Below are 24,399 nucleotides of genomic sequence, written 5' to 3' on the forward strand. Positions count from 1 at the left end.
CCTACCGCACCTCGATGAACTCCGAAGCCGCGCGCGACGGACGGGACTTGGGCGCCGCGGCCGCGTGCCCCACGGCCACCGCCCCCATCGGATCCCAGTCCGCGGGAAGCCGGAGCACCTCGCGCACGACATCACGGCAGAACATCGTCGAGGAGATCCACGCCGAGCCCAGCCGCTCACCGGCAAGCGCCACCAGGAAGTTCTGGATCCCGGCGCCGGTCGCGACCACGAACATCTCCCGCTCGGCGGCATCGCGTCGCGCGTGCCCGTACGTGTGCGCCCCGTCCATCACCAGGCAGGGCACCACCAGATACGGCGCCTTGCGCAGCACGTCCCCGCGCCGCACCCGCTTCGCGATCGACTCCTCGGACTTGCCGTCGCGCCGCAGGTCCTCGATCCACTTCTCCCGCATGGCGTCGAGCAGCCGCACCCGCGACGCCTCGGACTCCAGGAGCACGAACCGCCACGGCGTCGTGTGATGGGGCGCCGGTGCCGTCACGGCCGCCGCGACCGCACGTCGGACCGCGCCCGGATCGACCGGCTCGTCGGTGAACTCCCGTACCGTCCGCCGCTGCGTGACCGCTTCCCGTACGGCCTCGGACGTGCCGAGCCGGAACATGTCGTCGGCGGCGGAGCGCACCAACTCCCGCGCGCCGCCGTCCTCCTGGGCCACCGCACCCGACAGCCCGCGCACCACCGCGACCGGCAGCCCGGCCGCCTTGCCCTTCACCAGGTCGCCGGCCGCGGCCAGTTCGTCGGCGGTGGCCACCACGGTGGCGCTCAGCGGATTGCCGTACGCGTCCGTGCCGCCGCGCAGATCGTCCAGGACCCGCACGCCCGCCGCACCGATCGCCACATCCGTCAGCCCGTTGCGCCACGGCCGGCCGAAGGTGTCCGTGACGAGCACGCCGACCTCGACCCCGAGCGCGTCGCGCAGCCCGTCGCGGATCGCGCGCGCCGAGGCGTCGGGGTCCTCGGGCAGCAACAGCACGGTCCCGGCAGGGGTGTTGGAGGCGTCGACGCCGGCCGCGGCCATCACGAGCCCCTGCCGGTTCTCGACGATACGCAGCGTCCCGCGCCGCGCCACGACCCGGACCGTCTCCGCGTCGATGGCCTCCTCGCGGGAGTCCGCGGCCACGATCCGGCCCTCGGCCTTGGACACGATCTTCGAGGTGACGAGCACGACGTCACCGTCGGCGAGCCCCGGTTCGGCGGCGGCGATGAGCTTGGCGAGGTCGTCACCGCGCTGCACCTCGGGCAGCCCGGGCACGGCCCAGACGCGGAACTGCGGAACCTCGTTCACCCGCGTACCTCTTCGGCCATCGCGAGCGCGGCCCGCGCCATCTCGGCGGTCGCGTCCAGGTCGGTCATCATCAGCGGCACCGCCTTGCAGCGGATCCCGGCCGCCTCGACCCGCTCGACCGCGCCCTTGTCGACGGTGTCGACGAGCCACCCGTCGAGCAGCCCCGAACCGTAGTGCTCGGCGACCGCCGCCGCACTGGACTCCACACCGACCGCGGCGAGCACCTTGTCGGCCATGCCGCGCACCGGGGCGTCGCCGACGATCGGCGAGAGGCCCACGACCGGCACACCGGCGTCGGCGATGGCCTCGCGGATGCCGGGCACGGCGAGGATCGTGCCCACGCTCACGACCGGGTTGGACGGCGGGAAGAGCACGACGTCCGCCTCGGCGACGGCCTCGAGCACCCCGGGCGCCGGCTTGGCCTGCTCGGCCCCGACGGGCACCACGGCCAGCGCGTCCACGGAGGCGCGCAGCCGTACCCAGTACTCCTGGAAGTGGATGGCCTTGCGCTCGCCGTCCAGTTCGACCGCCACATGCGTCTCGACCCGGTCGTCGGACATCGGGATCAGCCGGACACCCGGCTGCCACCGGTCGCACAGCGCCTCGGTGACCGCGCTCAGGGGGTAGCCCGCGGCGAGCATCTGGCTGCGCACGATGTGCGTGGCGAAGTCGCGGTCGCCGAGCCCGAACCACTCGGGCCCGACCCCGTACGCGGCGAGCTCCTCCTTGACCTTGAAGGTCTCGTCCGTACGCCCCCAGCCCTGCTCCTCGTTGATGCCGCCGCCGAGCGTGTACATCACGGTGTCGAGGTCGGGACAGACCTTCAGGCCGAACAGATGGATGTCGTCACCGGTGTTCCCGATCACCGTGATGTCCGCTTCGGGCGCGGCCGCCTTGAGGCCACGCAGAAAACGGGCACCACCGATGCCGCCGGCCAGAACCACAATGCGCTGCATGCGGACAGTCTCGCAGGTGCCCGCACGGAGCCTCGGCCGCCTGTGGACAACTCCCGCCTACCTCAAGGAAGTACGAGGTCAGACCACCGCCGCGGCAGCCTGAGCGGGCTGCGCAGCCGTCTCGCGCACCTTGTCGTGCATCGGCATCTCGGTCAGGCCCGGGTAGTAGACGTGCAGGCTGACGGCCGGCTCCAGGCCGTCGTTGACGATCTCGTGCACCGAGCCGGGCGCGTACACCTGCTGGGCCCCGGCGCCGAGCGGCTTCGTGCCGGAGCGGGTGTGCTCGGTGAGCTCGCCGTCGAGGACGGTCAGCACACCGGAGGAGGGGCCGTGGTCGTGCAGCCCGGTGCCCTGGCCGGGCAGCCAGGTCAGGATCCAGACCTCGTAACCGGGCCCGGTGCGCAGCCGGTGGTAGTAGCGGCTGGTCGCGTCGTACTGCACGAGGTGCTCCCACTGGGAGCGGTCGGAGGCGATGGAGCGCGCGAGACCGACGAACTCGGCCAGGGTCGAGGGGTGCTCACGTGCGGGCTGCAGGAGGTGCGGGACCTCGAGGATGTCGCCGGCGATCTGCAGGTCGCTGTCGCTGTTCATAAGGTGCGGGGTTCCTCGGCGGGAGAAGTGCTGGCGTTGCGGTCTGCGCCCGGGTCGCGGGCGGGGTGCCATGAGGCGGTTGCCCTGAGGTGGGGGCGGTGGCTCGGATCATGCGGCCGGCGGGCCGGATCGGCGAGCGGAGAGATCAGCCGGAGCTCGTTGGGCTCAACAGCTGGGACAGCAACAGCAACAGCTCGCGAGGGCAGCACTGCGGAACCCACTGCTGTGGGTCCGGGTGAGCGCCAAGTTCGCAAGCATGCCCACCAGGAGACCGGTTCACACACGGACTGTCAACCCAATGTCCGTATTGCGAGATATGTTTCACCGTATCCGGTTGTCCTGTCTGCTGAAAGGTTTGTGCAGGGGATGCGAAGGACAGGTGGCGCAGTGTCCGGGTGCGCAAACCTCGTGGTCGTTCCGTGATCCGACTGTGATCCGTTTCGCTTCGGCGCTCACTCTGCAACGAGATCAAACTCCAACGCGTCCTTCTGTATGTCGGATGGATGTACGGGGTTGGCCAAAGGTAAGTGTCTGGGTTTATGGCGATTTGAACACTTTCCGCACAGCCTTGGTTCCGCAGAGTGAATAAGGGGCCCAATAGCAGATCTCGGCTTGACTGGCCCGGATCGGCACACTTGTAATTTCACTCGTGTCGTTCGGCCGAAATCGGTAACGGCACCATCACGGGGCTGCACCAAACAGACGAGGGGCGCACATGACCGAGTCGTTCCAGCAACTGCTGGTCGAGGACGCGGAAGAGGAACTCGGCTGGCAGGAGCGCGCGCTGTGCGCCCAGACCGATCCCGAGTCCTTCTTTCCTGAGAAGGGCGGCTCCACCCGCGAGGCCAAGAAGGTCTGCCTCGCCTGCGAAGTCCGCTCCGAGTGCCTCGAGTACGCGCTCGCCAACGACGAGCGCTTCGGCATCTGGGGCGGCCTGTCGGAGCGCGAGCGCCGGCGCCTCAAGAAGGCGGCGGTCTGAGCCGGTTCGCGGCCGCCGGCCGGGTGGCGCGCGATGGCCGGCCGGCCCGGCGCGCGGTGACCGGCTGATCGGAATCCCGCCGCGAGGGCGCCTATCCGATCAAACCGCACACAGTGATACGTAGAGAACGGTCCGTCGTCCGTGGGTTGTCCACAGGCGGCGGACCTCGTTGTCTGGTTGCCGTTAGTGTGGGGCCCCGTCCGAGACGCCCCGTGCCCCCCGTGGGGCACAGGCGTCCACCGCAGTCCATCGAACCGGGGCCCGTACCTCGATGTCCGTGCACAGCTCACCGGCAGGCGCCTACGGCGCCGCCGCAGTCGACCCGAACCGCCCGGCGCTGTCCGACCCCACGCGCGCGCCCGAACACCCGCGGCACGTGGTCACCGCCGTGCTGGTCTCGCACGACGGCGCCCGCTGGCTGCCCGAGGCCCTGTCCGGCCTGCTCGGCCAGGAGCGCCCGGTGCAGAACGTCATCGCGGCCGACACCGGCAGCGGCGACGACTCCGCGCGGCTGGTCACCGAAGCGCTCGGCGCGGACCGGGTGCTGCACCTCGCCCGCCGCTCCGGCTTCGGCGCGGCCGTGGACGAGGCGGCCCGCACGGCGGGGATCCTCACGCCCGAGGAGCTGCCGTACCTCAAGCGCCCCAGCGGCTGGGACCCGGTCAGCAGGACCTGGCGCGACGACGCCTACGACCTGCCCGAACTGCCGTACGGCGAACCGGTCCAGTGGCTCTGGCTGCTGCACGACGACAGCGCGCCCGAGCCCGACGCGCTCGCCGAGCTGCTCCGCGTGGTCGAGAACGAGAAGGAGCTCGGCCGCGACGTGGCCGTCGTGGGTCCCAAGCTCCGCGGCTGGTACGACCGCAGGCAGCTCCTCGAAGTGGGCGTCTCGATCGCCCACAGCGGCCGCCGCTGGACCGGCGTCGACCGCCGCGAGCAGGACCAGGGCCAGCACGACCAGGTGCGGCCCGTCCTGTCCGTGTCCACCGCGGGCATGCTCATCCGGCGCGATGTGTACGAGGAGCTGGGCGGCTTCGACCGCCGGCTGCCCCTGATGCGGGACGACGTGGACCTGTGCTGGCGTGCGCAGGCCGCCGGCCACCGCGTCCTGATCGCGCCCGACGCGGTCATGCGCCACGCGGAGGCGGCCTCGCGCGAGCGGCGCACCGTGGACTGCGTGGGCCGCACCAGCACGAGCCCGCACCGCGTCGACAAGGCCGGCGCCGTCTACACACTGCTCGCCAACACCCGCGCGGCCATGCTCCCGTGGGTGCTGGTGCGCCTGGTGCTCGGCACGCTGCTGCGCACGCTCGCTTATCTGGTGGGCAAGGTGCCCGGCCAGGCGGTCGACGAAGTCGCCGGACTTTTCGGTACGTTGCTGCGCCCCGGCCGGATCATCGGCGCGCGCCGCCGCAGGCGCGCTGTCGTGGAGGCGGCCGAACTGCGGCCGCTCTTCCCGCCGCCGGGCGCGACCGTGCGGCTCACCGTCGAGCAGGTCGCCTCCCAAGTGGTGGGCCGCAGCGACCCCGAGACCTCGGCCGGCCGCCATGGCGCGGTCGAGTCCGGTCCCGGTGGCGACGACGCCGACTTCCTGGAGATCGAGCAGTTCGCGCGGCTCAAGCGGATCGCGCGCAAGCCCGGCCCGATGCTCTTCGTGGTCCTGCTGTTCGTGTCGCTGATCGCCTGCCGCGCCCTGATCGGCGGCGGCGCGCTGGCCGGCGGCGCCATGCTGCCCGCGCCCGCGGACGCCGCGGGGCTCTGGTCGCGCTACCTGGACGGATGGCACGCGGTCGGTACCGGCGGCACCGAGGCGGCGCCCCCGTATCTCGCGCTGGTCTCCGCGCTGGCCACGGTGTTCTTCGGCTCGACCGGACTCGCCGTCACCGTGCTCCTGGTGTGCTCGGTCCCGCTGGCCGGATTCACCGCGTACTTCGCCTCGCGCTCGCTGGTCCAGTCGCGCCTGCTGCGCGCCTGGGCGGCCGTCGCGTACGCCTTCCTGCCCGCCGCCACCGGCGCCCTCGCGGGCGGCCGGATCGGCACCGCCGTGCTCGCCGTGCTGCTGCCGCTGATGGCCCGCGCGGGCATCGCCGCGAGCGGGCTGCGCACGGAGAGCCAAGGGCTGCGCGGCAGTTGGCGTGCGACCTGGGCGTACGCCCTGCTGCTCACGGTCACCACGGCCTTCACGCCGATCGTGTGGCCCCTCGCGCTGCTGCTCGGCATCGGGCTCCTCGTGCTGCGCCGCGCCGACCTCACGGCGTACGGGCTGCGCTTCCTCGCCCAGCTCGGTACGCCGCTCCTGGTTCTCGCGCCGTGGTCGCTCTCGCTGCTGCCCTTCGGGTTCTTCCGCGAGGCCGGTCTCGCCTTCGGCGCCGGTTCCGCCGGTGCGCTCGACCTGCTGGGTGCGAGCCCGGGCGGGCCCGGCACCGTCGGCGGGCTGCTGCTCATCGGTGTCGTGCTCGCGGCGCTCGGCGCGCTCCTGCGCAGTGAGCGCGTCCTGCCGATCCGTACGGCGTGGGCCGTGGCGCTGCTCGGCTTCTTCTTCGCCGCGTTCTCCAACGGCTCCACCTGGGCCGGGCCCGCCACCCTCGTGCAGGGCCTCGCGCTGATCGCGGCCGCGGTGCTCGGCGCCGACGGTGCGCGCTCCCGCGTGGCCGAGCAGAGCTTCGGCTGGCGCCAGCCCGTCGCGGCCCTGATCGCCCTCGCGGCTGCCGCCGCGCCGCTGCTGTCCGCCGCGGGCTGGATGATCCGCGGCGCGGACGGCCCGCTGCAGCGCACCGACCCGGCCCAGGTCCCGGCCTTCGTGGCCGAGGAGGCCAACACCCGCGACCAGGCCCGCACCCTGGTCCTGGACAGCGAGTCGGAGCACTCCGTCGCGTACACGCTCGTCCGAGGCGCCGGTGCGCGTCTCGGCGACGCGGAACTGGCGGCGCACGGCAAGGGCGGCGACCTGCTCGACGAGACCGTGGCCCGCCTGGTGGCCGGCTCCGGCGCCGACCAGGCCGACGAGCTCGGCGGGTTCGCGGTGCGCTACGTCATGGTGCAGGAGGGCGCCCCGCGCCAGATGATCCGCGTCCTCGACGCGACGCCGGGCCTGTCCCGGCTCAGCCAGCAGGACGGCACCTACCTGTGGCGGGTCGACCGCCAGGTCTCGCGCGCCGCGATCCTCTCCGGGGACGAGGCGCCCAGGCCCGTCGCCGCGGGTCCGGTCGAGGTGCACACCGACATCCCGGCGGCGCAGGCGGGCGAGAGCGGGCGCGTCCTGCGGCTCGCCGACTCGGCCGCCGGGGGCTGGACGGCCACGCTCGACGGCAAGCCGCTCACCAAGAAGACGGTGGACGGCTGGGCGCAGGGCTTCGAACTGCCGTCCGGCGGCGGCCGGTTGAGCGTGGTGTACGAGGACTCCGGCACCCACACCGGATGGCTCTGGGCCCAGGGCGCGCTGGCCCTCGTACTGGTCGTGCTCGCCCTGCCGGGCCGCCGCAGGACCGTGGACGACGATCTGCCGCAGGAGGCCGTCGAGCTGCCGGCCCAGGCCGCGGCGGGCGAGGGCCGCAGGGCACGCAGGCTGCGCGCCCAGGCGGAGCAGAGCGCCCAGGCCGCCGGCGGACAGGGCGAGCCGGCCGAGGTCCCCGCGCAGGGGTCCTACGGCGAGTGGGACGAGCCGCAGCGGGTGGCCGCCGGAGAGCAGTCCTACGAGGCGGGCGCCTACCAGCAGCCGTACCAGGCAGACCCGTACCAAGCCGACCCGTACCAGGCGGGACAGAACCCCGACGGCGGGGGCCAGTTCGACCCGTACGGCTACGACAGCCAGGGCTACGGGACGGGCGGCTACCCGACCGGATCGTTCCCGGCGCAGGGCACGGACCCGGGTGGGTACGGCGGGAACGCGTACGGCGGCGACGGCTCCGGCGAGAACGCGTACGGCCAGGACGGGTCCGGCGAGGGTGCGTACGGCCAGAACGTGCCCGGCGGGCAAGGCGGCTACGACGCCACGGCCTACGACCCCGCGTCCTACGGCGGAGGTTACGGCCCGTACGAGGGCCAGGACCCCGACCCGTACGGGCAGAACAGCCAGACCGACCAGGAGCGCCCCGACGGGAGCCGGCAGTGAACCGCACCACCCTGTCCCTGATCGCCGCGGGCGCCGCGCTCGCCACCGTCACCGGCTTCGCGGCGCTCACCGCGCCGGACGGCGGCGACACCCCGGGCAAGGCCGCCGAGCAGCGGCCGGTAGACCGGTCCTCGCTGCTGTGCCCGGCGCCCAGCGCGTCCGAGCTGGCCGACACGGTCTACACCTCGTTCACACCCGAGTCCGAGGGCGCCGCGGCGACCGACGGCAAGGGCGCGGCCCGACTCGAGCCCTCCGTGAGGGAGTTGAAGGACGAGGACGCGAAGGACGAGGAGCAGGGCGAGGAGGGCGGCAAGAGCGACAAGCAGGACAAGGGCGGCAAGGACGCGAAGCCCGCGCTCGAAGCCGAGGCCGTCGGCAAGCCCGTCACCGCGAAGGCGTCGGGGGCCGAGTCCCCGGCCCTGATCGGATCCGCCGACGGCGCGCTCGCCCCCGGCTGGACCGTGCAGCAGACCACCGAGATGCCGGCGGGCAGCGGCCGCGGTCTGCTCGGCCTGACCTGCGGGGCGCCGGACACGGACTTCTGGTTCCCGGGCGCGAGCACCGCCGAGGACCGCGCCGACTACGTGCACCTCACCAACCCGGACTCCACCGCCGCCGTCGCCGACATCGAGCTGTTCGGACCGGAGGGCAGCCTCATGCCCGACGGCGCCGAGGAGTACACCGTGGCCCCGCACTCCACCCGCGCGGTGCTGCTGTCCACGCTGACCGAGGACCCCCAGGCCGACGTCACCGCCCATGTCACCGCCCGTACGGGCCGGATCGGCGCCGCCGTGCAGGCCGCGGACCAGAAGCTGGGCGCGGACTGGCTGGCCGCCTCGGCCGACCCGAGCGGCAGCATCATCCTGCCGGGCATCCCGAAGGACGCCGAGTCGGTCCGCCTGGTGGCCTTCGCGCCCGGCGACGAGGACGCGGACCTGAAGATCTCCCTTGCGGGAGCGGCCGGTTCGATCACCCCGGCCGGGAACGAGTCCTTGCACGTCAAGAGCGGGATGACCGCCGTGGCGGACCTCGGCGACGTGACCAAGGGCGAGGCGGGTTCGCTCGTGCTCACCCCGACCGACCGCTCCGTACCGGTGGTGGCGGCCCTGCGCGTGACCCGCGGCAAGGGGGCCAAGCAGGACGTGGCGTTCATCCCGGCCACCGCCCCCGTGGGCGAGCGCGCCACCGCGGCGGACAACCGCGCCAAGGGCTCCACCCTCAGCCTCACCGCCCCGCGCGGCACCGCCAAGGTGCGGGTCACGTCCTCGGACGGCAGCGGCGGCGGTACGTCGGTGACGAAGACGTACACCGTGCGCGAGGGCACCACGATGGAGGTCGCGCCGGAGGTGCCGGGCGGTCTGAAGGGTGCGTACGCGCTGACGGTGGAGACGCTGTCCGGCACGGCGTACGCGGCCCGCACGCTCGAACTCCCCGAGGCGGGCGTGCCGATGTTCACCGTGCAGACGCTGCCGTACGACCGCGGCACGGTGTCCGTGCCGGAGGCGGAGTACGACGTGTCGGTGGTGCAGAAGTAGCGGCGGCCGAGGCCCTCGCGGAGACGTAGGGACGGCCGAGGCCCTGCTCCGGGGTGCCGGAGCAACTGGGGCGGGGGCTCGCGCCGGTGGCGCGGTGAAGAGCAACTGCGGCCGGTGCAGGAGCCGGTGGCCGTGCGGCCCCCGGGTGGGTCAGTCCTCGCCGTAGCGCGGATCCACCGACTCCGGTGACAGGCCGAGGAGTTCGGCGACCTGCTCGACGACCACCTCGTGCACCAGCGCCGCCCGCTCGTCGCGGCTCTTGGTGCGGATCTCCACCGGGCGCCGGTAGACGACGACGCGGGCGGGCTTGCCCTCCCGCGCCGGGATGATCCCGCCCAGCGGCACCGAGCCGCCGAAGTCCGGATCCGGCACCCCGTCCGCGGATTGCGTGCGCGGCACTTCGAGCACGAGGAACTCGACATCGGCCAGCTGCGGCAGCCGCCTCTCCAGGCGCTCCACGGAGTCCTGCACCAGGTCGGTGAACACCTCGGCCCGGCTCGCCGACAGGGGCACCTGCGGGGGAGCGACGGGTCCGCGCATGCCGCGGCCGTGTCGGTCGCGGCGGCGGGGCCTCGGCTCGGTGGGGCGGGGCGGTACGGGGCTGTCCATCACCGGTGAAGCCTAGTCCTCCGGGCCGACAGCCGCCGTTCCCGGCGCGGGGGCGTCCTTCCGCCGTGTCCTCGCACGCCCGCGGAGGGTGCGGCGTCCGGCGTAGGTGCTGTCGGTTCCTGACCGTTCCTATCGCTTCTGAGTGCGGTTCCGTACAGCTCACGGACCATCCGCCGCATGGCAAATGACGGCATTTGCACCGAGTGGTGACCGCATTCAACACCCTTCCCCACCGCGCCGGATGGGGCCGACGCAGGTCAGCGCGGAGACGATCGCGGGCGGTGTGTCCGGGTTCACAGCACGACACGGGGGAGTGACCTCGTGGAGAGTCGTCGCGGCCCGCTCAAGAGTGCGGTACCGTCCAACGTCGTGAGCCTCGTACGTCGCTGTTCGCGCACCGCCTGCGGCCGTCCCGCCGTCGCGACGCTGACGTACGTCTATGCGGACTCGACCGCCGTGCTCGGTCCGCTCGCCACGTACGCGGAGCCGCACTGCTACGACCTGTGTGCCGAGCACTCCGAGCGGTTGACCGCCCCGCGCGGCTGGGAGGTCGTCCGCCTCGCGGACGGTTCCGCCCCGCCCCGTCCCAGTGGTGACGATCTCGAAGCCCTCGCCAACGCCGTACGCGAAGCCGCACGCCCGCAGGAGCGCGCGGCCGAGGCCGGGGGCAACGGCGGGCGCTCCGGGGCCGATCCGATGGAAGTCGCGCGCCGGGGGCACCTGCGGGTGCTGCGGTCGCCCGAGTCCTGACGCCTGCCGAGTTCAACGGGCTTACGTGGGCGTCGAGTTCCCCAACTTCCCTGCTCGCGCAATGTCGTGAGGCCTGTCTACGCATCGAGCGCCTGATGCCTCCCCAACAGCCTGTGCCACATGGCGTGTTGCTGCTGCTCATCCACCTCATCGCCCTCTGCGGCGCATGATCACCTCCGCCTTCGTGGCGGTGTTGTGAAGCGGAGGTGAACCTTCTGCCGGGGAGCGGCCTGTGGAGTTATCCACAGGCCGGTACGGGGGCCGGTCCGCTCCCGGTACGTTTGGCGCATCGGAGCGGACATTTCCAGAGAGGCTTGGGCTGTGGTTGATCTGTCGCAGATCGTGAAGGCGTACGACGTGCGCGGCGTGGTTCCCGATCAGTGGGACGAGCGGCTGGCGGAGCTGTTCGGTGCTGCGTTCGTGCGGGTGACGGGCGCCGACGCGATCGTGGTCGGCCACGACATGCGTCCGTCCTCGCCGGGTCTGTCGCGGGCGTTCGCGCGGGGGGCGGCGGCGCTCGGGGTGGATGTCACGGAGATCGGCCTGTGCTCGACGGATCAGCTGTACTTCGCCTCGGGTGATCTGGATCTGCCGGGTGCGATGTTCACGGCCTCGCACAATCCCGCGCAGTACAACGGGATCAAGATGTGCCGGGCGGGTGCGGCCCCGATCGGTCAGGACACGGGACTGTCGGAGATCCGTGCGCTGGTGGAGGAGTGGGCCGAGACGGGTGCGCCTGAGCCGGCTGCCGCCGCGGGTGGGATCACGCAGCGCGAGACGCTCACGGACTATGCCGCTTACCTGCGCAATCTGGTGGACCTGACTTCGATCCGCCCGCTGAAGGTCGTGGTGGACGCGGGCAACGGGATGGGCGGGCACACCGTGCCGACCGTGTTCGAGGGTCTGCCGCTGGAGTTGGTGCCGATGTACTTCGAGCTGGACGGCACCTTCCCCAACCACGAGGCCAACCCGCTGGACCCGGCCAACATCGTGGATCTGCAGAAGCGGGTCCGCGAGGAGGGCGCCGACCTCGGCCTCGCGTTCGACGGGGATGCCGACCGCTGCTTCGTCGTGGACGAGCGGGGTGAGCCGGTCTCGCCGTCCGCGATCACGGCGCTGGTCGCGGCGCGTGAGCTGGCGAAGGCGGGCGGCAAGGGCACGATCATCCACAACCTGATCACGTCGTGGTCGGTTCCGGAGGTCGTGCGGGAGAACGGCGGGACGCCGGTGCGTACCCGGGTCGGCCACTCCTTCATCAAGCAGGAGATGGCCGCGACCGGTGCGATCTTCGGTGGTGAGCACTCGGCGCACTACTACTTCAAGGACTTCTGGAACGCCGACACGGGCATGCTCGCCGCCCTGCACGTGCTGGCCGCGCTGGGCGGTCAGGAGGGCTCGCTGTCGGATCTGGTCGCGCAGTACGACCGCTACACCGGCTCCGGCGAGATCAACTCGACCGTGGCCGACCAGGCCGGGCGCGCGGCCGCGGTGAAGGCCGCCTACGAGGGCCGCGAGGGTCTGGCCCTGGACGAGCTGGACGGTCTGACCGTCTCGGCCGAGGACTGGTGGTTCAACCTGCGCGCCTCGAACACCGAGCCGCTGCTGCGCCTGAACGTCGAGGCCCGCGACACCGCCACGATGGAACGCGTACGCGACGAGGTCCTCGCCCTCGTACGGGCCTAGCCTCGGCGCGTCGGTGGGGCGGACAGAAGGCGGACACACGCCCTCACCCGCCCCACCGCGGCTGCACCCCGAACTACCCGTCGCCGCCCCGCCCCGAACTACCCGGCGCCGACTCCGCACCGCAGAGCCTTGCCCTCTACCCCAAGACCAGCCACGTCCACTCACTCGGAGATACGCTGACGTGGTCAAACCAGACGTTCGAAGGGACGCCCCATGCCGCTCGAAGCCGGCCTTCTCGAGATCCTCGCCTGCCCGGCCTGCCACGCCCCTCTCGAGGAGGCGGACGCCGAGCTGATCTGCACCGGCACCGACTGCGGCCTGGCCTACCCCGTCCGCGACGGCATCCCCGTCCTGCTCGTCGACGAGGCCCGCCGCCCGGCCTGACCCGGCCGGAAAAGACTCCAGCGATCGGAGGCCCACCCCCGTGCTAGACGACGCGCTGCTGGACTCTCCCGAAGCACTCGCCCGTGCCGATCGCAGAGGTCTGCTCCGCGGTGCGGCGGAGGCGGGCGCCCGGGTGCGCACCGCCGTGCGGCACGCGGAGGAGGCCGGCGTGGGAAAGCTGCGCCCCGAGGGGCGCCCACGGGCGATCCTCATCGCGGGCCCCGGTGCCGCCTCTGTCTGCGTGGCCGACCTGATCGACAGCCTCGCCGGCGCCGCCTGCCCGGTCATCAGGCTGCAGCCCACGGGGGTCGCCCCGGCTGCCGGAGCCCTCCGCTGGACGCTGCCCGGCTGGGCGGGCCCGGTCGACCTGCTCCTGATCGCCACCCCGGACGGCACGGAACCGGGCCTCGAGCTCCTCGCCGATCAGGCGTACCGCCGGGGATGCTCGGTCACCTCCGTCGCCCCGGCCGCTTCCCCGCTGCACGAGACGGTCGGCGCCAAGCACGGACTGGCCGTCCCCATGGCGAAGAGCCTCTACGCGGAGTACGAGGAGGGCGCCGCCGCAGGACCCGATGCCCTGTGGGCGCTGCTCACGCCGCTGCTCGCCCTGCTCGACCGGGCCGGCCTGATCGAGGCCGCGCCGGACAGCCTGCAGAAGATCGCCGACCGCCTCGACAGCACCGCCGAGCGCTGCGGCCCGGCGATCGCCACGTACAGCAATCCGGCCAAGACCCTCGCCGCCGAGCTCGACGAGTCCCTGCCGCTGATCTGGACCGAGGGTCCGCCCGCGGGCCCGGTGGGGCGCCGGTTTGCCGCGATGCTCGCCGAGATCGCGGGGCGCGCCGCCCTCGCCGGCGAACTGCCCGAGGCGCTGCCCGCCCACGGCGCCCTGCTCACCGGCAACCTTGCGGCAGGCGGCGACCCGGACGACTTCTTCCGCGACCGCGTGGAGGAGCCGCAGGCCCTGCGGGCGCGCGCCGTCCTCCTGCGCGACCGCCCCACCGGCGGTCTGAGCGCCGCCCCCGCGGCCCGGGAGCTGGCGCTCGGCCACGACATCGCGATCAGCGAGCTCGAGCCCCAGGAGGGCAGCGACCTCGAGAGCCTGGCGGAGCTGATCGCCGTCACGGATTTCGCCGCCGTTTACCTGTCGCTCGCCTCGGGCGGCTCATCATGAGCGTCCCTCCGAGCCCCGGGCGCCCGACGCGCGGGCGCCCACGGCCCAGGAGCGCACCGCTGATGAGCGCACCGCTGATGAGCGCACCGCTCACCCCGCACCTGCCGGTGCCCGCGTCGGGCGCCTGATTCCCGTACGTACGACAGAAAGCCCCTCATGGACCGCCTCAGCAACACCATCCGCCCGTACGCCTGGGGTTCGACCACCGCGATCCCGCAGCTTCTCGGAGTGGCGCCGACCGGTGAGCCGCAGGCCGAGATGTGGATGGGCGCCCACCCCGGCGCCCCCTCGCGCCTGGAGCGCGGCACGCTCGACGAGGTCATCGACGCGGACCCCGAGGCCGAGCTGGGCGCGCGGGCCGTGGCGAAGTTCGGCCCCCGGCTGCCCTTCCTGCTCAAGCTGCTCGCCGCCGGCGCCCCGCTCTCGCTCCAGGTGCACCCGAATCTGGAGCAGGCCAAGGAAGGTTTCGCCGACGAGGAGCAGCGCGGCGTCCCGATCGACGCACCGCACCGCAACTACAAGGACGCCAACCACAAGCCCGAACTGATCTGCGCCCTCACCCCGTTCGACGGCCTGTGCGGCTTCCGCGCCCCGCAGGAGGCCGCCGATCTGCTCGCCGGCCTCGGGGTCGACTCCCTGAAGCCGTACGTCGACCTGCTGCACGCGCAACCCGAAGAGGCCGCCCTGCGCGAGGTCCTGACCGCGGTGCTCAGCGCGGACAAGGACGCCATGTCCGCCACCGTCACCGAGGCCGCGGCCGCCGCCGAGCGCCTGGGCGGCGCCTACGCCCCGTACGCGAGCATCGCCCGCCACTACCCCGGAGACCCGGGCGTGATCGCCGCGATGCTGCTCAACTACGTCCAACTGCAGCCCGGCGAGGCCCTGTTCCTCGGGGCGGGCGTGCCGCACGCGTATCTGAACGGCCTCGGCGTCGAGATCATGGCCAACTCGGACAATGTCCTGCGCTGCGGCCTCACCCCCAAGCACGTCGACGTCCCCGAACTCCTGCGCATCGTCCGCTTCGAGGCCACCGACCCGGGCGTCCTGCGCCCCGAGGCGGGGGCGGACGGCGAGGAGGTCTACGAGACGCCCATCGACGAGTTCCGGCTCTCGCGGTACGTCCTGGCGGAAGGCTCCGCCGCCCGCGACCTCACCGCTGCCACACCGCAGATCCTGCTGTGCACGGCGGGTGCGGTGCGCGCGGGCACGTTCGAACTCGCGCCGGGCCAGTCGGTCTTCGTCCCGGCCGGCGGAGCGGCGGAGATTTCCGGAAACGGCACCCTCTTCCGCGCCACCGTGGTGGCCTGACACCCCGTCGCCTGCCACTGCTGCAACAATGGCGCACCGCACGGCCCTCAGCGGCCGTGCGGTCCATTGGCGGTTCGAAGGGACATCGGGCTAGATGAGTGCGTCAGGCGGAACCAAAGCGATCGTGGCGGCACTCGCCGCCAACCTCGCCATCGCGGTAGCGAAGTTCGTGGCCTTCATCTTCAGTGGCTCCTCCTCGATGCTCGCGGAGAGCGTCCACTCGCTCGCCGACTCGGGCAACCAGGGTCTGCTGCTGCTCGGCGGCAAGAAGGCCCAGCGCGCGGCCACGCCGCAACACCCCTTCGGCTACGGCCGGGAGCGCTACATCTACGCGTTCCTCGTCTCGATCGTCCTCTTCTCGGTCGGCGGCATGTTCGCCATCTACGAGGGCTACGAGAAGATCAAGCACCCGCACGAGATCGACCACTGGTACTGGCCGGTCGGCGTCCTGGTGTTCGCGATCATCGCGGAGACCTTCTCCTTCCGTACGGCCATCAAGGAGTCGAACGCGATCCGCGGCAAGCAGTCGTGGAAGGAGTTCGTCCGCCGTGCCAAGGCGCCCGAGCTTCCCGTCGTCCTGCTCGAGGACCTCGGCGCGCTCGTCGGCCTGATCCTCGCCCTGGTCGGCGTCAGCCTCGCGCTCGCCACCGGAAACGGTGTGTGGGACGGCATCGGCACGCTGTGCATCGGTGTCCTGCTCATCCTGATCGCGATCGTCCTCGCCGCCGAGACCAAGTCGCTGCTGCTCGGTGAGTCCGCGGGCGCGGACGAGGTCGCCAAGATCGAGGCGGCGATGGTCGACGGCGAGACCGTCACGCGCATCATCCACATGCGCACGCTGCACCTCGGCCCGGAGGAGCTCCTCGTCGCGGCCAAGGTCGCCGTGCAGCACGACGACACGGCCGCCGAGGTGGCCGCCGCCATAAACGCCGCCGAGGACCGCATCCGCGCCGCCGTCCCGATCGCCCGCGTGATCTACCTCGAGCCGGACATCTACAGCGAGTCGGCCGCGGCGGCGGGGGAGAACCCGGCGAAGGCACCGGGCGGACCGACCGGGGACGCCGGTCACTGACTCCCTGCCCGACTCCCTGCGTCCACGGATACGGCGACGGGCCCCGCACCTCGATGGGTGCGGGGCCCGTCCGCGTACCGGCAGACCTCGGGACTACTGGATCTCGCGCAGCACGTCCAGAATCGCCGCCTCGTCCGGAGCCGCCTGCAGTCGCTCACGGAAGCCGGTGTCCATCAGCTTGCGCGACAGCAGCGCGAGGATGCGCAGGTGCTCGTCGCCCGCGGCGGCCTCCGGCACGGAGATCATGAAGATCAACTTGGCCTTCGTGCCGTCGAGCGAACCCCACTCGACCCCCTCGGCGGACCGCGCGAACCCGACCACCGGAGCGCTCACCGCATCCGTCTTGGCGTGCGGGATGGCGATCTCCTCGCCGAGCCCCGTGGTGCCCTGCGCCTCGCGCCGCAGCGCGGTCTGCACGAGCTCCTCGGTGTCGGTCACCTTGCCGGTGGTGGCCAGCATGTTGGCCATCTCGCGGATCGCCGCCTCCTTGTCGTCGGAGACGAGCTGGGTCTTGACGGTCTGCTCGGTGAGGTAGCCGGAGAGGACCTCGTCACCGGAACCCGTGTCCGAGCCGGAGCCGGCATTGACGCCGGCACCGGCGCCCGCAGCCGCACCGGATCCAGTGGATGCGGGCGGGACACCCGCTTCCTTCGCCCCGGCCGGAGTGGCGGCCGAGGCGGTGCCCGCGGCTGCCGCGGCGGCACCGGCGGACTTCACCCCCGCGCCGACCCCGGCGAGGGCAGGCTCGGGGGCGCCGAGCGCGGCGTCCTTGCCGGCCTCCTTGCGGGCCTTCATGCCGACCAGCGCGTTCGTGGTCAGGGCGGTCACGACCGTACCGGCCGCAATGGCGACGAAGAACATCGCTACGCCGGCGATGGCACCGAACAGCGAGACGATCGGACCACCGTGCGGTACGGAGTCCTCGACGCCGGCCACACCCGCGATCGCACCCGCGACCGCGCCACCGAGCATGTTCGCCGGGATGACCTGGGCGGGCCGCGCCGCCGCGAACGGGATCGCACCCTCGGAGATACCGAAGAAGCCCATGAACAAGGCCGCGAGGCCGGTCTCCTGCTCCTGCTGCGTGTACAGCTTCTTGCGCAGCAGCGTGGCCAGGCCCTGGCCGAGCGGCATGACCGGGATGGCGGCCGCGGCCATACCCATCACGGCGTTGTTGGTGCCGATGAGGGCGGTGGCGACGAGGAAGGCGGTCTTGTTGACCGGACCGCCCATGTCGAAGGCGATCATGAGACCGATGATGGCGCCGAGCAGGATCGCGCTCGTGCCGGTCATGCCGTTCAGCCAGTCGGTCAGGTGCGTGAAGACCCAGGAGATCGGCTGGCCGATCAGATAGATGTAGACCAGACCCACGATCAAGGTCGAGACGATCGGGATCACGATGATCGGCATGATCGGCGCGACGACCTTCGGGACCTTGACCTTGCGGATCCACAGCACCAGGTAGCCGGCGAAGAAACCGGTGACGATCGCGCCGAGGAAGCCGGCGTTGGCATCGGCACCGTAGATGTTCACGGCGTCGGCGGCCAGGAAGCCGCCGATCATGCCGGGCACGAGCGCGGGCCGGTCGCCCAAGGCGTACGCGATGTAGCCGGAGAAGATCGGCAGCATCAGCTTGAAGCCGGTCTCGCCCAGCTTGCTGACGTAGAACCAGAAGGTGCCCTCGGGGATCACGAGGCCCTTGCTCGTGGCGTCACCACCGAGGGAGAGCGAGATCGCCAGGAGCAGACCGCCGACGACGACGAACGGAATCATGTACGAGACACCGTTCATCAGCGCCTTGTACGCGAGGCTCCGCTCCTTGCCCCCGCCCGCACTCGCGGAGCCGCCCGACGCACCGCCGCCGGAACCGCCGCCCGCGTAGACCTTGGCGCTCTGCACCTCGGCGATCAGCTGCTCGGGACGGTGGATGCCGTCCGCGACCGGGACCGTCAGGAGCTTCTTGCCGGCGAAGCGGTCGAGCTCGACCTCCTTGTCGGCGGCGATGATGATGCCGTCCGCTTCTCTGACATCGTTGTCAGTGAGGACGTTCTCCGCGCCGATCGAGCCCTGCGTCTCCACCTTCATGTCGATGCCGAGGCCTTCGGCCGCCTGCTGGAGCTTCTCGGCCGCCATGTACGTGTGGGCGATACCGGTGGGGCAGGCAGTGACCGCGAGGAGCTTGAGCTTCCGCCCATCGGGCCCCGCGCCCGCGGGGGGTTGCGCCGGACTGGTCACGTAGATCTCCTCAAGCTCTGTGTCGTCTCCGGATGCGCCTGTCCTGCATCACGGAGTTCGGCCAACCGCATCCTGCTATGGGCAGGTCTACGGGCAAAAGTCTAAAAGGCCCGGATCCAACAGGCCTCTGGACCCGTATCCACCGGGCCCCGGGCCCTTTGCGGTCATCGACCCTACGTCCCAGGGGCGGACTACTGTCCGCTGGGCCGATCGGTGTAGATTCGTGACCTGACAGACGTCGCTGCTGATGGCGGTCGGGCGGTCCGCGATTGGGCCGTCCGAGGGAGAGAGGGCCTCCGACGGACTGCGCTGCGAGCTACCGGGTGCACCCCTGTGTACCCGCGCGGGCTGCCTGCACCGCCCGCGCGTCCGTGTGCCCGCGCCGCAGCCGCTCCATGCCCGAAAACCGCCTCCGATCTGGGAGCAGCTTCACATGACCCTTGTCAATGGACAGGACTTCAAGGTCGCCGATCTCTCGCTGGCCGAGTTCGGCCGCAAGGAGATCACCCTCGCCGAGCACGAGATGCCCGGCCTGATGTCGATCCGCAAGGAGTTCGCCGAGTCGCAGCCGCTGGCCGGCGCGCGGATCATGGGCTCCCTGCACATGACCGTGCAGACCGCCGTCCTCATCGAGACCCTGGTCGCCCTGGGCGCCGAGGTCCGCTGGGTCTCCTGCAACATCTTCTCCACCCAGGACCACGCCGCCGCCGCGATCGCCGTCGGCCCGAACGGCACGCCGGACAACCCCCAGGGCGTCCCGGTCTTCGCCTGGAAGGGCGAGACGCTCGAGGAGTACTGGTGGTGCACGGAGCAGGCGCTGACCTGGCCGAACACCCCCTCCGGCGGCCCGAACATGATCCTGGACGACGGTGGCGACGCCACCCTCCTCGTCCACAAGGGCGTCGAGTACGAGAAGGCCGGCAAGGTCCCCTCGGTCGACACCGCCGAGAACGACGAGCACCGCGTCATCCTGCAGCTCCTCAACCGCACCATCTCCGAGGGCTCGCAGAAGTGGACCAAGCTCGCCTCGGAGATCCGCGGCGTCACGGAGGAGACCACCACCGGTGTCCACCGCCTGTACGAGATGCACCGTGACGGCACGCTGCTGTTCCCGGCGATCAACGTCAACGACGCCGTGACCAAGTCGAAGTTCGACAACAAGTACGGCTGCCGCCACTCGCTGATCGACGGCATCAACCGCGCCACCGACGTCCTCATCGGCGGCAAGACCGCGGTCGTCTGCGGCTACGGCGACGTGGGCAAGGGCTGCGCGGAGTCGCTGCGCGGTCAGGGCGCCCGCGTCATCGTCACCGAGATCGACCCGATCTGCGCGCTGCAGGCGGCGATGGACGGCTACCAGGTGACCACGCTCGACGAGGTCATCGACAAGGCCGACATCTTCATCACGACGACCGGCAACAAGGACATCATCATGGCCTCGGACATGGCCAAGATGAAGCACCAGGCGATCGTCGGCAACATCGGCCACTTCGACAACGAGATCGACATGGCCGGCCTGGCCCAGATCCCGGGCATCGTGAAGGACGAGGTCAAGCCGCAGGTCCACACCTGGACGTTCCCGGACGGCAAGGTCCTCATCGTGCTGTCCGAGGGCCGCCTGCTGAACCTGGGCAACGCGACGGGCCACCCGTCCTTCGTGATGTCCAACTCGTTCGCGGACCAGACCCTGGCCCAGATCGAGCTGTTCACGAAGCCCGAGCAGTACCCGACCGACGTGTACGTGCTCCCCAAGCACCTCGACGAGAAGGTCGCCCGCCTCCACCTGGACGCGCTCGGCGTGAAGCTCACCGAACTGCGCCCGGAGCAGGCCGACTACATCGGCGTCAAGGTCGAGGGCCCGTACAAGCCGGACCACTACCGCTACTGATCCGACCGCGGCCGCCGCGTCACCGGTGGTCCGCACCGACCGGGTGACTGCCCGGCGTACGCCCTGCGAGCAGGACAAAGGCGTACGCCGACAGTAGCCCGGCAAGGTCTGCATCACCGCTGACACGCACCGCCGTTACCGCTGACACGCGGCAGCGGCATTGCCGACACGCAGCAGCGTCACCGCTGACCCCGGCAGCGCGTCACTGCTGACGCGCCTGAACGTCGCTGCTGACATGCATCGGCGTCGGCGGTGACCCGGTCCACCGCGATCGGTCGGCACCGACAGCCGTCACCGGCGGAGCACTTGGCGCCAGGCAGGCCCTCGCCCCTCAGGCGGGGGCCTGCCCGCGGGAAGGCCCCTGAAGACCCGAGCAGGACCCCGGCAGGCCCCACGCAGCACCCAGCAAGGACCCGACCTCATGCCCCGCGGCCGTTATTCGCTCCATGATCCGCACGATCACACCCCCCTCGGTGAAGAGCACTTCCATTGCGCCCCCGGCCCTTCCGGGTGGCGCTACGTCTCCCAACTGACCTCCCCCTCCGGAGACTTCACCGGATCCGTCGACCTGGCCGTCGACGAACTCGGCCGCCCCATCCGCGTAGAACTCCACGCCTCCGACTGGCAGGTGCGCGGCGCCGCACTCGACGGCGTGACCTGGGTGCGCACCGATCCCACCGGCGAGCACGCCACCGAAGGCAATGTGCAGGCCCATGCCTTCGCCGGCAGCTCACCGGGCTTTCTGATCGCCACAGCGCGACTGCTGCGACTGACCCCCGACTCCCCCTCGAAGCGCGTCCGCCTCGTCCGCTTCACCGACCCCGTACTCGCTCCGCGCACCCTCGACCAGTCCTGGTCGCTGCAGAAGATCGAAGCACACGCCACTGACAACGGCCCGCTGTCCGTGGCGGAATACCAGGTCAGCGACCTCGACACGGGCGAGCAGCACACGGTCCACATCGCAGGAGACGTGGTCCTCGCGGCCCCCGGCCTCGAACTCGAGGACTTGGAGACCCCGCCCTCGGCCTTCCCGTAACTCCGCACCCGCGTAAGGGATATACAGGACCCGATTCCCGTCGGCCCCTCAAGCAGGCGGCGCGAACCCGGTCTTGGGCGGCTCGCTCTCCCGCACAGGACGCTGCGGCGCGGGCTCGGGCTCGTATCCGGATTCGCCCCGAGGTGCGACCTCGGGGCTGGTCACAGGGGAGTGATGCGTGGGCTGAACCGGCTGATACACGGGCTGCGCAACCCTCGGCGCGACCCCAGCCCCCGGACCCGCCGGACCTGGCCCGTATCCCGCACCTGGCTCGTACCCCGGACCCGGCCCGTACCCCGGACCTTGCCCATACGCAGCCCCCGGCCCGTACCCGGGACCCACTCCATAAGCCGGCCCCAGCGCACCGCCGCCCCCGAACGCCTTCCGCGCATCCCGGGCCTGCCGCTCATGCACCACGGCGGCCAGGAACGCAGCCGGCGGCACGCCCTGCGGCGCGGCCGTCCCCGTACAGGCAGCGAGATCCGCTGCCAGCCGGCCCGCCATCGACCACCCCACCTGCGGATCCAGCTGCCCCATCCGCGTCAGGTACTGCCGGATCGCCAGCCAGAGGCCGTCGGGCACGCCGGACAGGTCCAGCTCGGCGAACCGCCCCACCAGCCAGGGCGGAGGCGGCGGTACGTAGGCGGTCTGGGCCACGGGGATCCGCTCCCGTACGACCAGAGTCCCCGCGAACACATCGCCGAGCCGCCGCCCACGCGCCGACACCAGAGAGGCGATACAGGCCACCACCCCGACCGTCCCGAGAATCTCGATGATCCCCATCGCCCCGCGCACGAGCGCATGCCGGAACCGGATGGGACCACCGTCGTCGCGTACGACACGGAGACCGCAGGCGAGCTTCCCCAGCGACCGCCCATGGCTCAGGGTCTCCACGGCGATCGGCCCACCGACGAGGATCAAAAGGAAGGTGGCCACGGAGATCGCCGCCTGCGCCGCCGCGTCCAGGGACCCGGCCGCAGCGAACAGAGCCACCGACACGGCGACGTACGCGGCGATCGCCACGGCCAGATCGATCATCACCGCCAAGGCCCGGCTGGGCAGCCGCGCGGCACGCAGCTCGAGCGCCACCGCCTCGCCGGTCACCAGCTCACTCACGCGTCCCGCCCTTCCCCGCACTGCCCCTTGACCCGACAGTCTGCCAAGCTGAGTGCACATCGCGCCGCAGCAAGGGGAGCAGCCGCCGGATGGACCTGGACGTCTTCGTCACCGCACACCGCGCCGAATGGGACCGCCTGGACGCACTCCTGCGCCGCCAGCGCCGCCTGTCCGGAGCCGAGGCGGACGAACTCGTCGTCCTGTACCAGCGCACCGCCACCCACCTCTCGCTGATCCAGTCCAGCGCGCCCGACCCCCAGCTCACCGGCCGCCTCAGCCAGCTCGTGGCGCGCGCACGCAGCGCGGTCACCGGCACGCGCCGGGCGTCCTGGCGCGACGTCACCCACTTCCTGGGCCACGGATTCCCCGCCGCGATGTACCGGACTCGCCACTGGTGGGTACCCGTCGCCCTGCTCTCCACCCTGGTCGCGGCCCTCATCGGCTGGTGGATCGGCACCCACCCCGAAGTCCAGTCCGCGATCGCCGCCCCCGAGGAGCTCCGCCAGCTCACACGCCCCGGCGGCGACTACGAGACGTACTACTCCAGCCACCCGGCAGCCTCCTTCGCCGCCCAGGTCTGGACGAACAACGCACAGGCCGCCGCGATGTGCCTGGTCCTCGGCGCGTTCCTGTGCTTCCCGGTGATCTGGATCCTGTTCCTCAACATGCTCAACCTGGGCGTCGGCATCGGCCTCATGTCCTCCGCGGGCCGTCTCGACACCTTCCTCGGCTTGGTCCTGCCGCACGGCCTCCTCGAACTGACCGCGGTCTTCGTGGCAGCCGGCACCGGCCTGCGCCTCGGCTGGACCCTCATCGACCCGGGCCCGCGCACCCGCCGCACCGCCCTCGCGGAAGAGGGACGGGCCGCGCTGGGCATGGCCATCGGCCTCGCCCTCGTCCTGTTCGTCTCGGGTGCGATCGAAGGCTTCGTCACCCCGTCCGGCCTGCCGACATGGGCGCGCATCGCCATCGGCGTCGCCGCGGAACTCGCCTTTCTCCTCTACGTGTACGGGGTGGGCGGCCGCGCAGTCCGCAGCGGTGAGCGGGGCGATGTAACCGAGGCAGAGCGAAGCGCCTCCGTGCCGATGGCCGCGTGATGTGCGTCCGACCCTCCTGACCTGCTACTGTCCTCTCCGCCCCAAGAAAGCCGTTGACACGGCAGGACAGGGGAGGTAGATTCGAACAGTTGCCTGGAGCCGGATCGGTTCGGCGGCAGCATTCACATCTACGTGCTTCGCAGGAAATTCATTCCTCACGAAGCCTCTTCCGATTCATCAGAATCCACGCCGGTCAGACCGGCCGAGAAACTCTGATAAAGTCGGTCTCGCCGGAAAGGGAAACCGCCGAAAAGCGGAAGCCCTGGAAAGCACCGAGGAAATCGGGCCCGAAAGAGTCTGATAGAGTCGGAAACACCGAAGGGAAGCCCGGAGGAAAGCCCGAGAGGGTGAGTACAAAGGAAGCGTCCGTTCCTTGAGAACTCAACAGCGTGCCAAAAGTCAACGCCAGATTGACAACCCCGTCTCTCTCATTCTCATTCGAGAGGACGCGGTTCCTTTGAAAAAGTCCATCCCACTGGGATGGCACATCAGCGAGGACGCTGAGAACAGTCGGCTTATTCCGCCGTACTGTTCCGCTCAACGCGGATGGGAACCCGATTACGGGTACACAT

The 24,399-nt window shown here is 71.3% G+C and carries 19 protein-coding genes; 12 read left to right on the forward strand and 7 right to left on the reverse strand.

The genetic code is table 11. From position 1 onward, the window contains the following. Nucleotide 1: 1 nt before the first annotated feature. From BLT97_RS33210 to BLT97_RS33220, 3 genes are all read right to left on the reverse strand, one after another. Nucleotides 2–1,303 carry a coenzyme F420-0:L-glutamate ligase gene (locus BLT97_RS33210; protein WP_093617025.1) on the reverse strand — a complete coding sequence of 434 codons (1,302 nt, stop codon included), beginning with the start codon at nt 1,301–1,303 and terminating at the stop codon, nt 2–4. Next, nucleotides 1,300–2,259, reverse strand: coding sequence for a 2-phospho-L-lactate transferase (gene cofD, locus BLT97_RS33215; protein WP_093617027.1), 960 nt, complete (start codon nt 2,257–2,259; stop codon nt 1,300–1,302). Before cofD ends, BLT97_RS33210 begins: the two co-directional genes overlap by 4 nt. Nucleotides 2,260–2,337: 78 nt before the next feature. Next, nucleotides 2,338–2,850, reverse strand: a complete 513-nt coding sequence (locus tag BLT97_RS33220; RefSeq protein ID WP_093617029.1) for a cysteine dioxygenase — start codon at nt 2,848–2,850, stop codon at nt 2,338–2,340. Between the two features lie 715 nt (nt 2,851–3,565). Between BLT97_RS33220 and BLT97_RS33225 the strand changes: the two genes are divergently transcribed. The 3 genes from BLT97_RS33225 to BLT97_RS33235 all read left to right on the forward strand — a co-directional run bounded on the left by BLT97_RS33225 (nt 3,566) and on the right by BLT97_RS33235 (nt 9,475). Further along, complete coding sequence (locus BLT97_RS33225; protein WP_093617031.1) at nt 3,566–3,829, forward strand: WhiB family transcriptional regulator; 264 nt, start codon at nt 3,566–3,568, stop codon at nt 3,827–3,829. A gap of 271 nt (nt 3,830–4,100) precedes the next feature. Further along, nucleotides 4,101–7,940 carry a glycosyltransferase gene (locus BLT97_RS33230; RefSeq protein WP_093617033.1) on the forward strand — a complete coding sequence of 1,280 codons (3,840 nt, stop codon included), beginning with the start codon at nt 4,101–4,103 and terminating at the stop codon, nt 7,938–7,940. Then, nucleotides 7,937–9,475, forward strand: coding sequence for a DUF5719 family protein (locus tag BLT97_RS33235; RefSeq protein WP_093617035.1), 1,539 nt, complete (start codon nt 7,937–7,939; stop codon nt 9,473–9,475). The genes BLT97_RS33230 and BLT97_RS33235 overlap by 4 nt, the downstream gene beginning before the upstream one ends. A gap of 150 nt (nt 9,476–9,625) precedes the next feature. On the opposite strand, the gene BLT97_RS33240 is transcribed toward BLT97_RS33235, so the two are convergent. Further along, nucleotides 9,626–10,084, reverse strand: a complete 459-nt coding sequence (locus tag BLT97_RS33240; protein WP_093617037.1) for a metallopeptidase family protein — start codon at nt 10,082–10,084, stop codon at nt 9,626–9,628. A gap of 321 nt (nt 10,085–10,405) precedes the next feature. Between BLT97_RS33240 and BLT97_RS33245 the strand changes: the two genes are divergently transcribed. The 6 genes from BLT97_RS33245 to BLT97_RS33270 all read left to right on the forward strand — a co-directional run bounded on the left by BLT97_RS33245 (nt 10,406) and on the right by BLT97_RS33270 (nt 16,455). Continuing rightward, nucleotides 10,406–10,834 carry a DUF3499 domain-containing protein gene (locus tag BLT97_RS33245; protein ID WP_093617039.1) on the forward strand — a complete coding sequence of 143 codons (429 nt, stop codon included), beginning with the start codon at nt 10,406–10,408 and terminating at the stop codon, nt 10,832–10,834. A 321-nt stretch (nt 10,835–11,155) separates the two neighbouring features. Further along, complete coding sequence (locus tag BLT97_RS33250) at nt 11,156–12,517, forward strand: phosphomannomutase/phosphoglucomutase (RefSeq protein WP_093617041.1); 1,362 nt, start codon at nt 11,156–11,158, stop codon at nt 12,515–12,517. Between the two features lie 213 nt (nt 12,518–12,730). Continuing rightward, a complete protein-coding gene (locus tag BLT97_RS33255; protein WP_093617043.1) occupies nt 12,731–12,901 on the forward strand; it encodes a Trm112 family protein in 171 nt (56 codons plus the stop codon). A 40-nt stretch (nt 12,902–12,941) separates the two neighbouring features. Beyond that, on the forward strand, nt 12,942–14,075 hold the full coding sequence (locus tag BLT97_RS33260) for an SIS domain-containing protein (protein ID WP_093617045.1): 1,134 nt from the start codon (nt 12,942–12,944) through the stop codon (nt 14,073–14,075). Between the two features lie 156 nt (nt 14,076–14,231). Next, nucleotides 14,232–15,383 carry a mannose-6-phosphate isomerase, class I gene (gene manA, locus BLT97_RS33265; protein WP_093617047.1) on the forward strand — a complete coding sequence of 384 codons (1,152 nt, stop codon included), beginning with the start codon at nt 14,232–14,234 and terminating at the stop codon, nt 15,381–15,383. A 94-nt stretch (nt 15,384–15,477) separates the two neighbouring features. Beyond that, on the forward strand, nt 15,478–16,455 hold the full coding sequence (locus tag BLT97_RS33270; protein ID WP_093617049.1) for a cation diffusion facilitator family transporter: 978 nt from the start codon (nt 15,478–15,480) through the stop codon (nt 16,453–16,455). Nucleotides 16,456–16,548: 93 nt separating this feature from the next. Here the strand turns inward: BLT97_RS33270 and BLT97_RS33275 are convergent, their stop codons facing one another. Then, entirely contained in the window at nt 16,549–18,690 is a 2,142-nt protein-coding gene (locus BLT97_RS33275; RefSeq protein WP_093617051.1) for a PTS fructose transporter subunit IIABC, read from the reverse strand. Between the two features lie 433 nt (nt 18,691–19,123). On the opposite strand from BLT97_RS33275, the gene ahcY reads away from it, so the two are divergent. Further along, a complete protein-coding gene (gene ahcY / locus BLT97_RS33280; protein ID WP_093617053.1) occupies nt 19,124–20,578 on the forward strand; it encodes an adenosylhomocysteinase in 1,455 nt (484 codons plus the stop codon). A 421-nt stretch (nt 20,579–20,999) separates the two neighbouring features. After that, a complete protein-coding gene (locus BLT97_RS33285; RefSeq protein WP_093617055.1) occupies nt 21,000–21,614 on the forward strand; it encodes a hypothetical protein in 615 nt (204 codons plus the stop codon). Nucleotides 21,615–21,662: 48 nt separating this feature from the next. Here BLT97_RS33285 and BLT97_RS33290 read toward each other — a convergent pair whose 3' ends face one another. Next, entirely contained in the window at nt 21,663–22,730 is a 1,068-nt protein-coding gene (locus BLT97_RS33290) for an RDD family protein (protein WP_093617057.1), read from the reverse strand. A gap of 89 nt (nt 22,731–22,819) precedes the next feature. On the opposite strand from BLT97_RS33290, the gene BLT97_RS33295 reads away from it, so the two are divergent. Beyond that, nucleotides 22,820–23,827, forward strand: a complete 1,008-nt coding sequence (locus tag BLT97_RS33295) for a stage II sporulation protein M (RefSeq protein ID WP_093617059.1) — start codon at nt 22,820–22,822, stop codon at nt 23,825–23,827. A 193-nt stretch (nt 23,828–24,020) separates the two neighbouring features. Here BLT97_RS33295 and BLT97_RS38330 read toward each other — a convergent pair. After that, nucleotides 24,021–24,399 (reverse strand): hypothetical protein (locus BLT97_RS38330; protein WP_218137341.1); only part of this gene is annotated, 379 nt, incomplete at its 5' end.

The sequence above is a fragment of the Streptomyces indicus genome, assembly GCF_900100315.1.
Taxonomy (GTDB): Bacteria; Actinomycetota; Actinomycetes; order Streptomycetales; family Streptomycetaceae; genus Streptomyces; species Streptomyces indicus.

Excerpts from the sequence above, each read along its gene's own strand:
- BLT97_RS33295 (WP_093617059.1), top strand. The coding sequence starts at position 22,820 with ATGGACCTGGACGTCTTCGTCACCGCACACCGCGCCGAATGGGACCGC.
- BLT97_RS33285 (WP_093617055.1), top strand. The coding sequence starts at position 21,000 with ATGCCCCGCGGCCGTTATTCGCTCCATGATCCGCACGATCACACCCCC.
- cofD (WP_093617027.1), bottom strand. The coding sequence starts at position 2,259 with ATGCAGCGCATTGTGGTTCTGGCCGGCGGCATCGGTGGTGCCCGTTTT.
- ahcY (WP_093617053.1), top strand. The coding sequence starts at position 19,124 with ATGACCCTTGTCAATGGACAGGACTTCAAGGTCGCCGATCTCTCGCTG.
- BLT97_RS33270 (WP_093617049.1), top strand. The coding sequence starts at position 15,478 with ATGAGTGCGTCAGGCGGAACCAAAGCGATCGTGGCGGCACTCGCCGCC.
- manA (WP_093617047.1), top strand. The coding sequence starts at position 14,232 with ATGGACCGCCTCAGCAACACCATCCGCCCGTACGCCTGGGGTTCGACC.
- BLT97_RS33225 (WP_093617031.1), top strand. The coding sequence starts at position 3,566 with ATGACCGAGTCGTTCCAGCAACTGCTGGTCGAGGACGCGGAAGAGGAA.
- BLT97_RS33220 (WP_093617029.1), bottom strand. The coding sequence starts at position 2,850 with ATGAACAGCGACAGCGACCTGCAGATCGCCGGCGACATCCTCGAGGTC.
- BLT97_RS33255 (WP_093617043.1), top strand. The coding sequence starts at position 12,731 with ATGCCGCTCGAAGCCGGCCTTCTCGAGATCCTCGCCTGCCCGGCCTGC.
- BLT97_RS33240 (WP_093617037.1), bottom strand. The coding sequence starts at position 10,084 with ATGGACAGCCCCGTACCGCCCCGCCCCACCGAGCCGAGGCCCCGCCGC.
- BLT97_RS33230 (WP_093617033.1), top strand. The coding sequence starts at position 4,101 with ATGTCCGTGCACAGCTCACCGGCAGGCGCCTACGGCGCCGCCGCAGTC.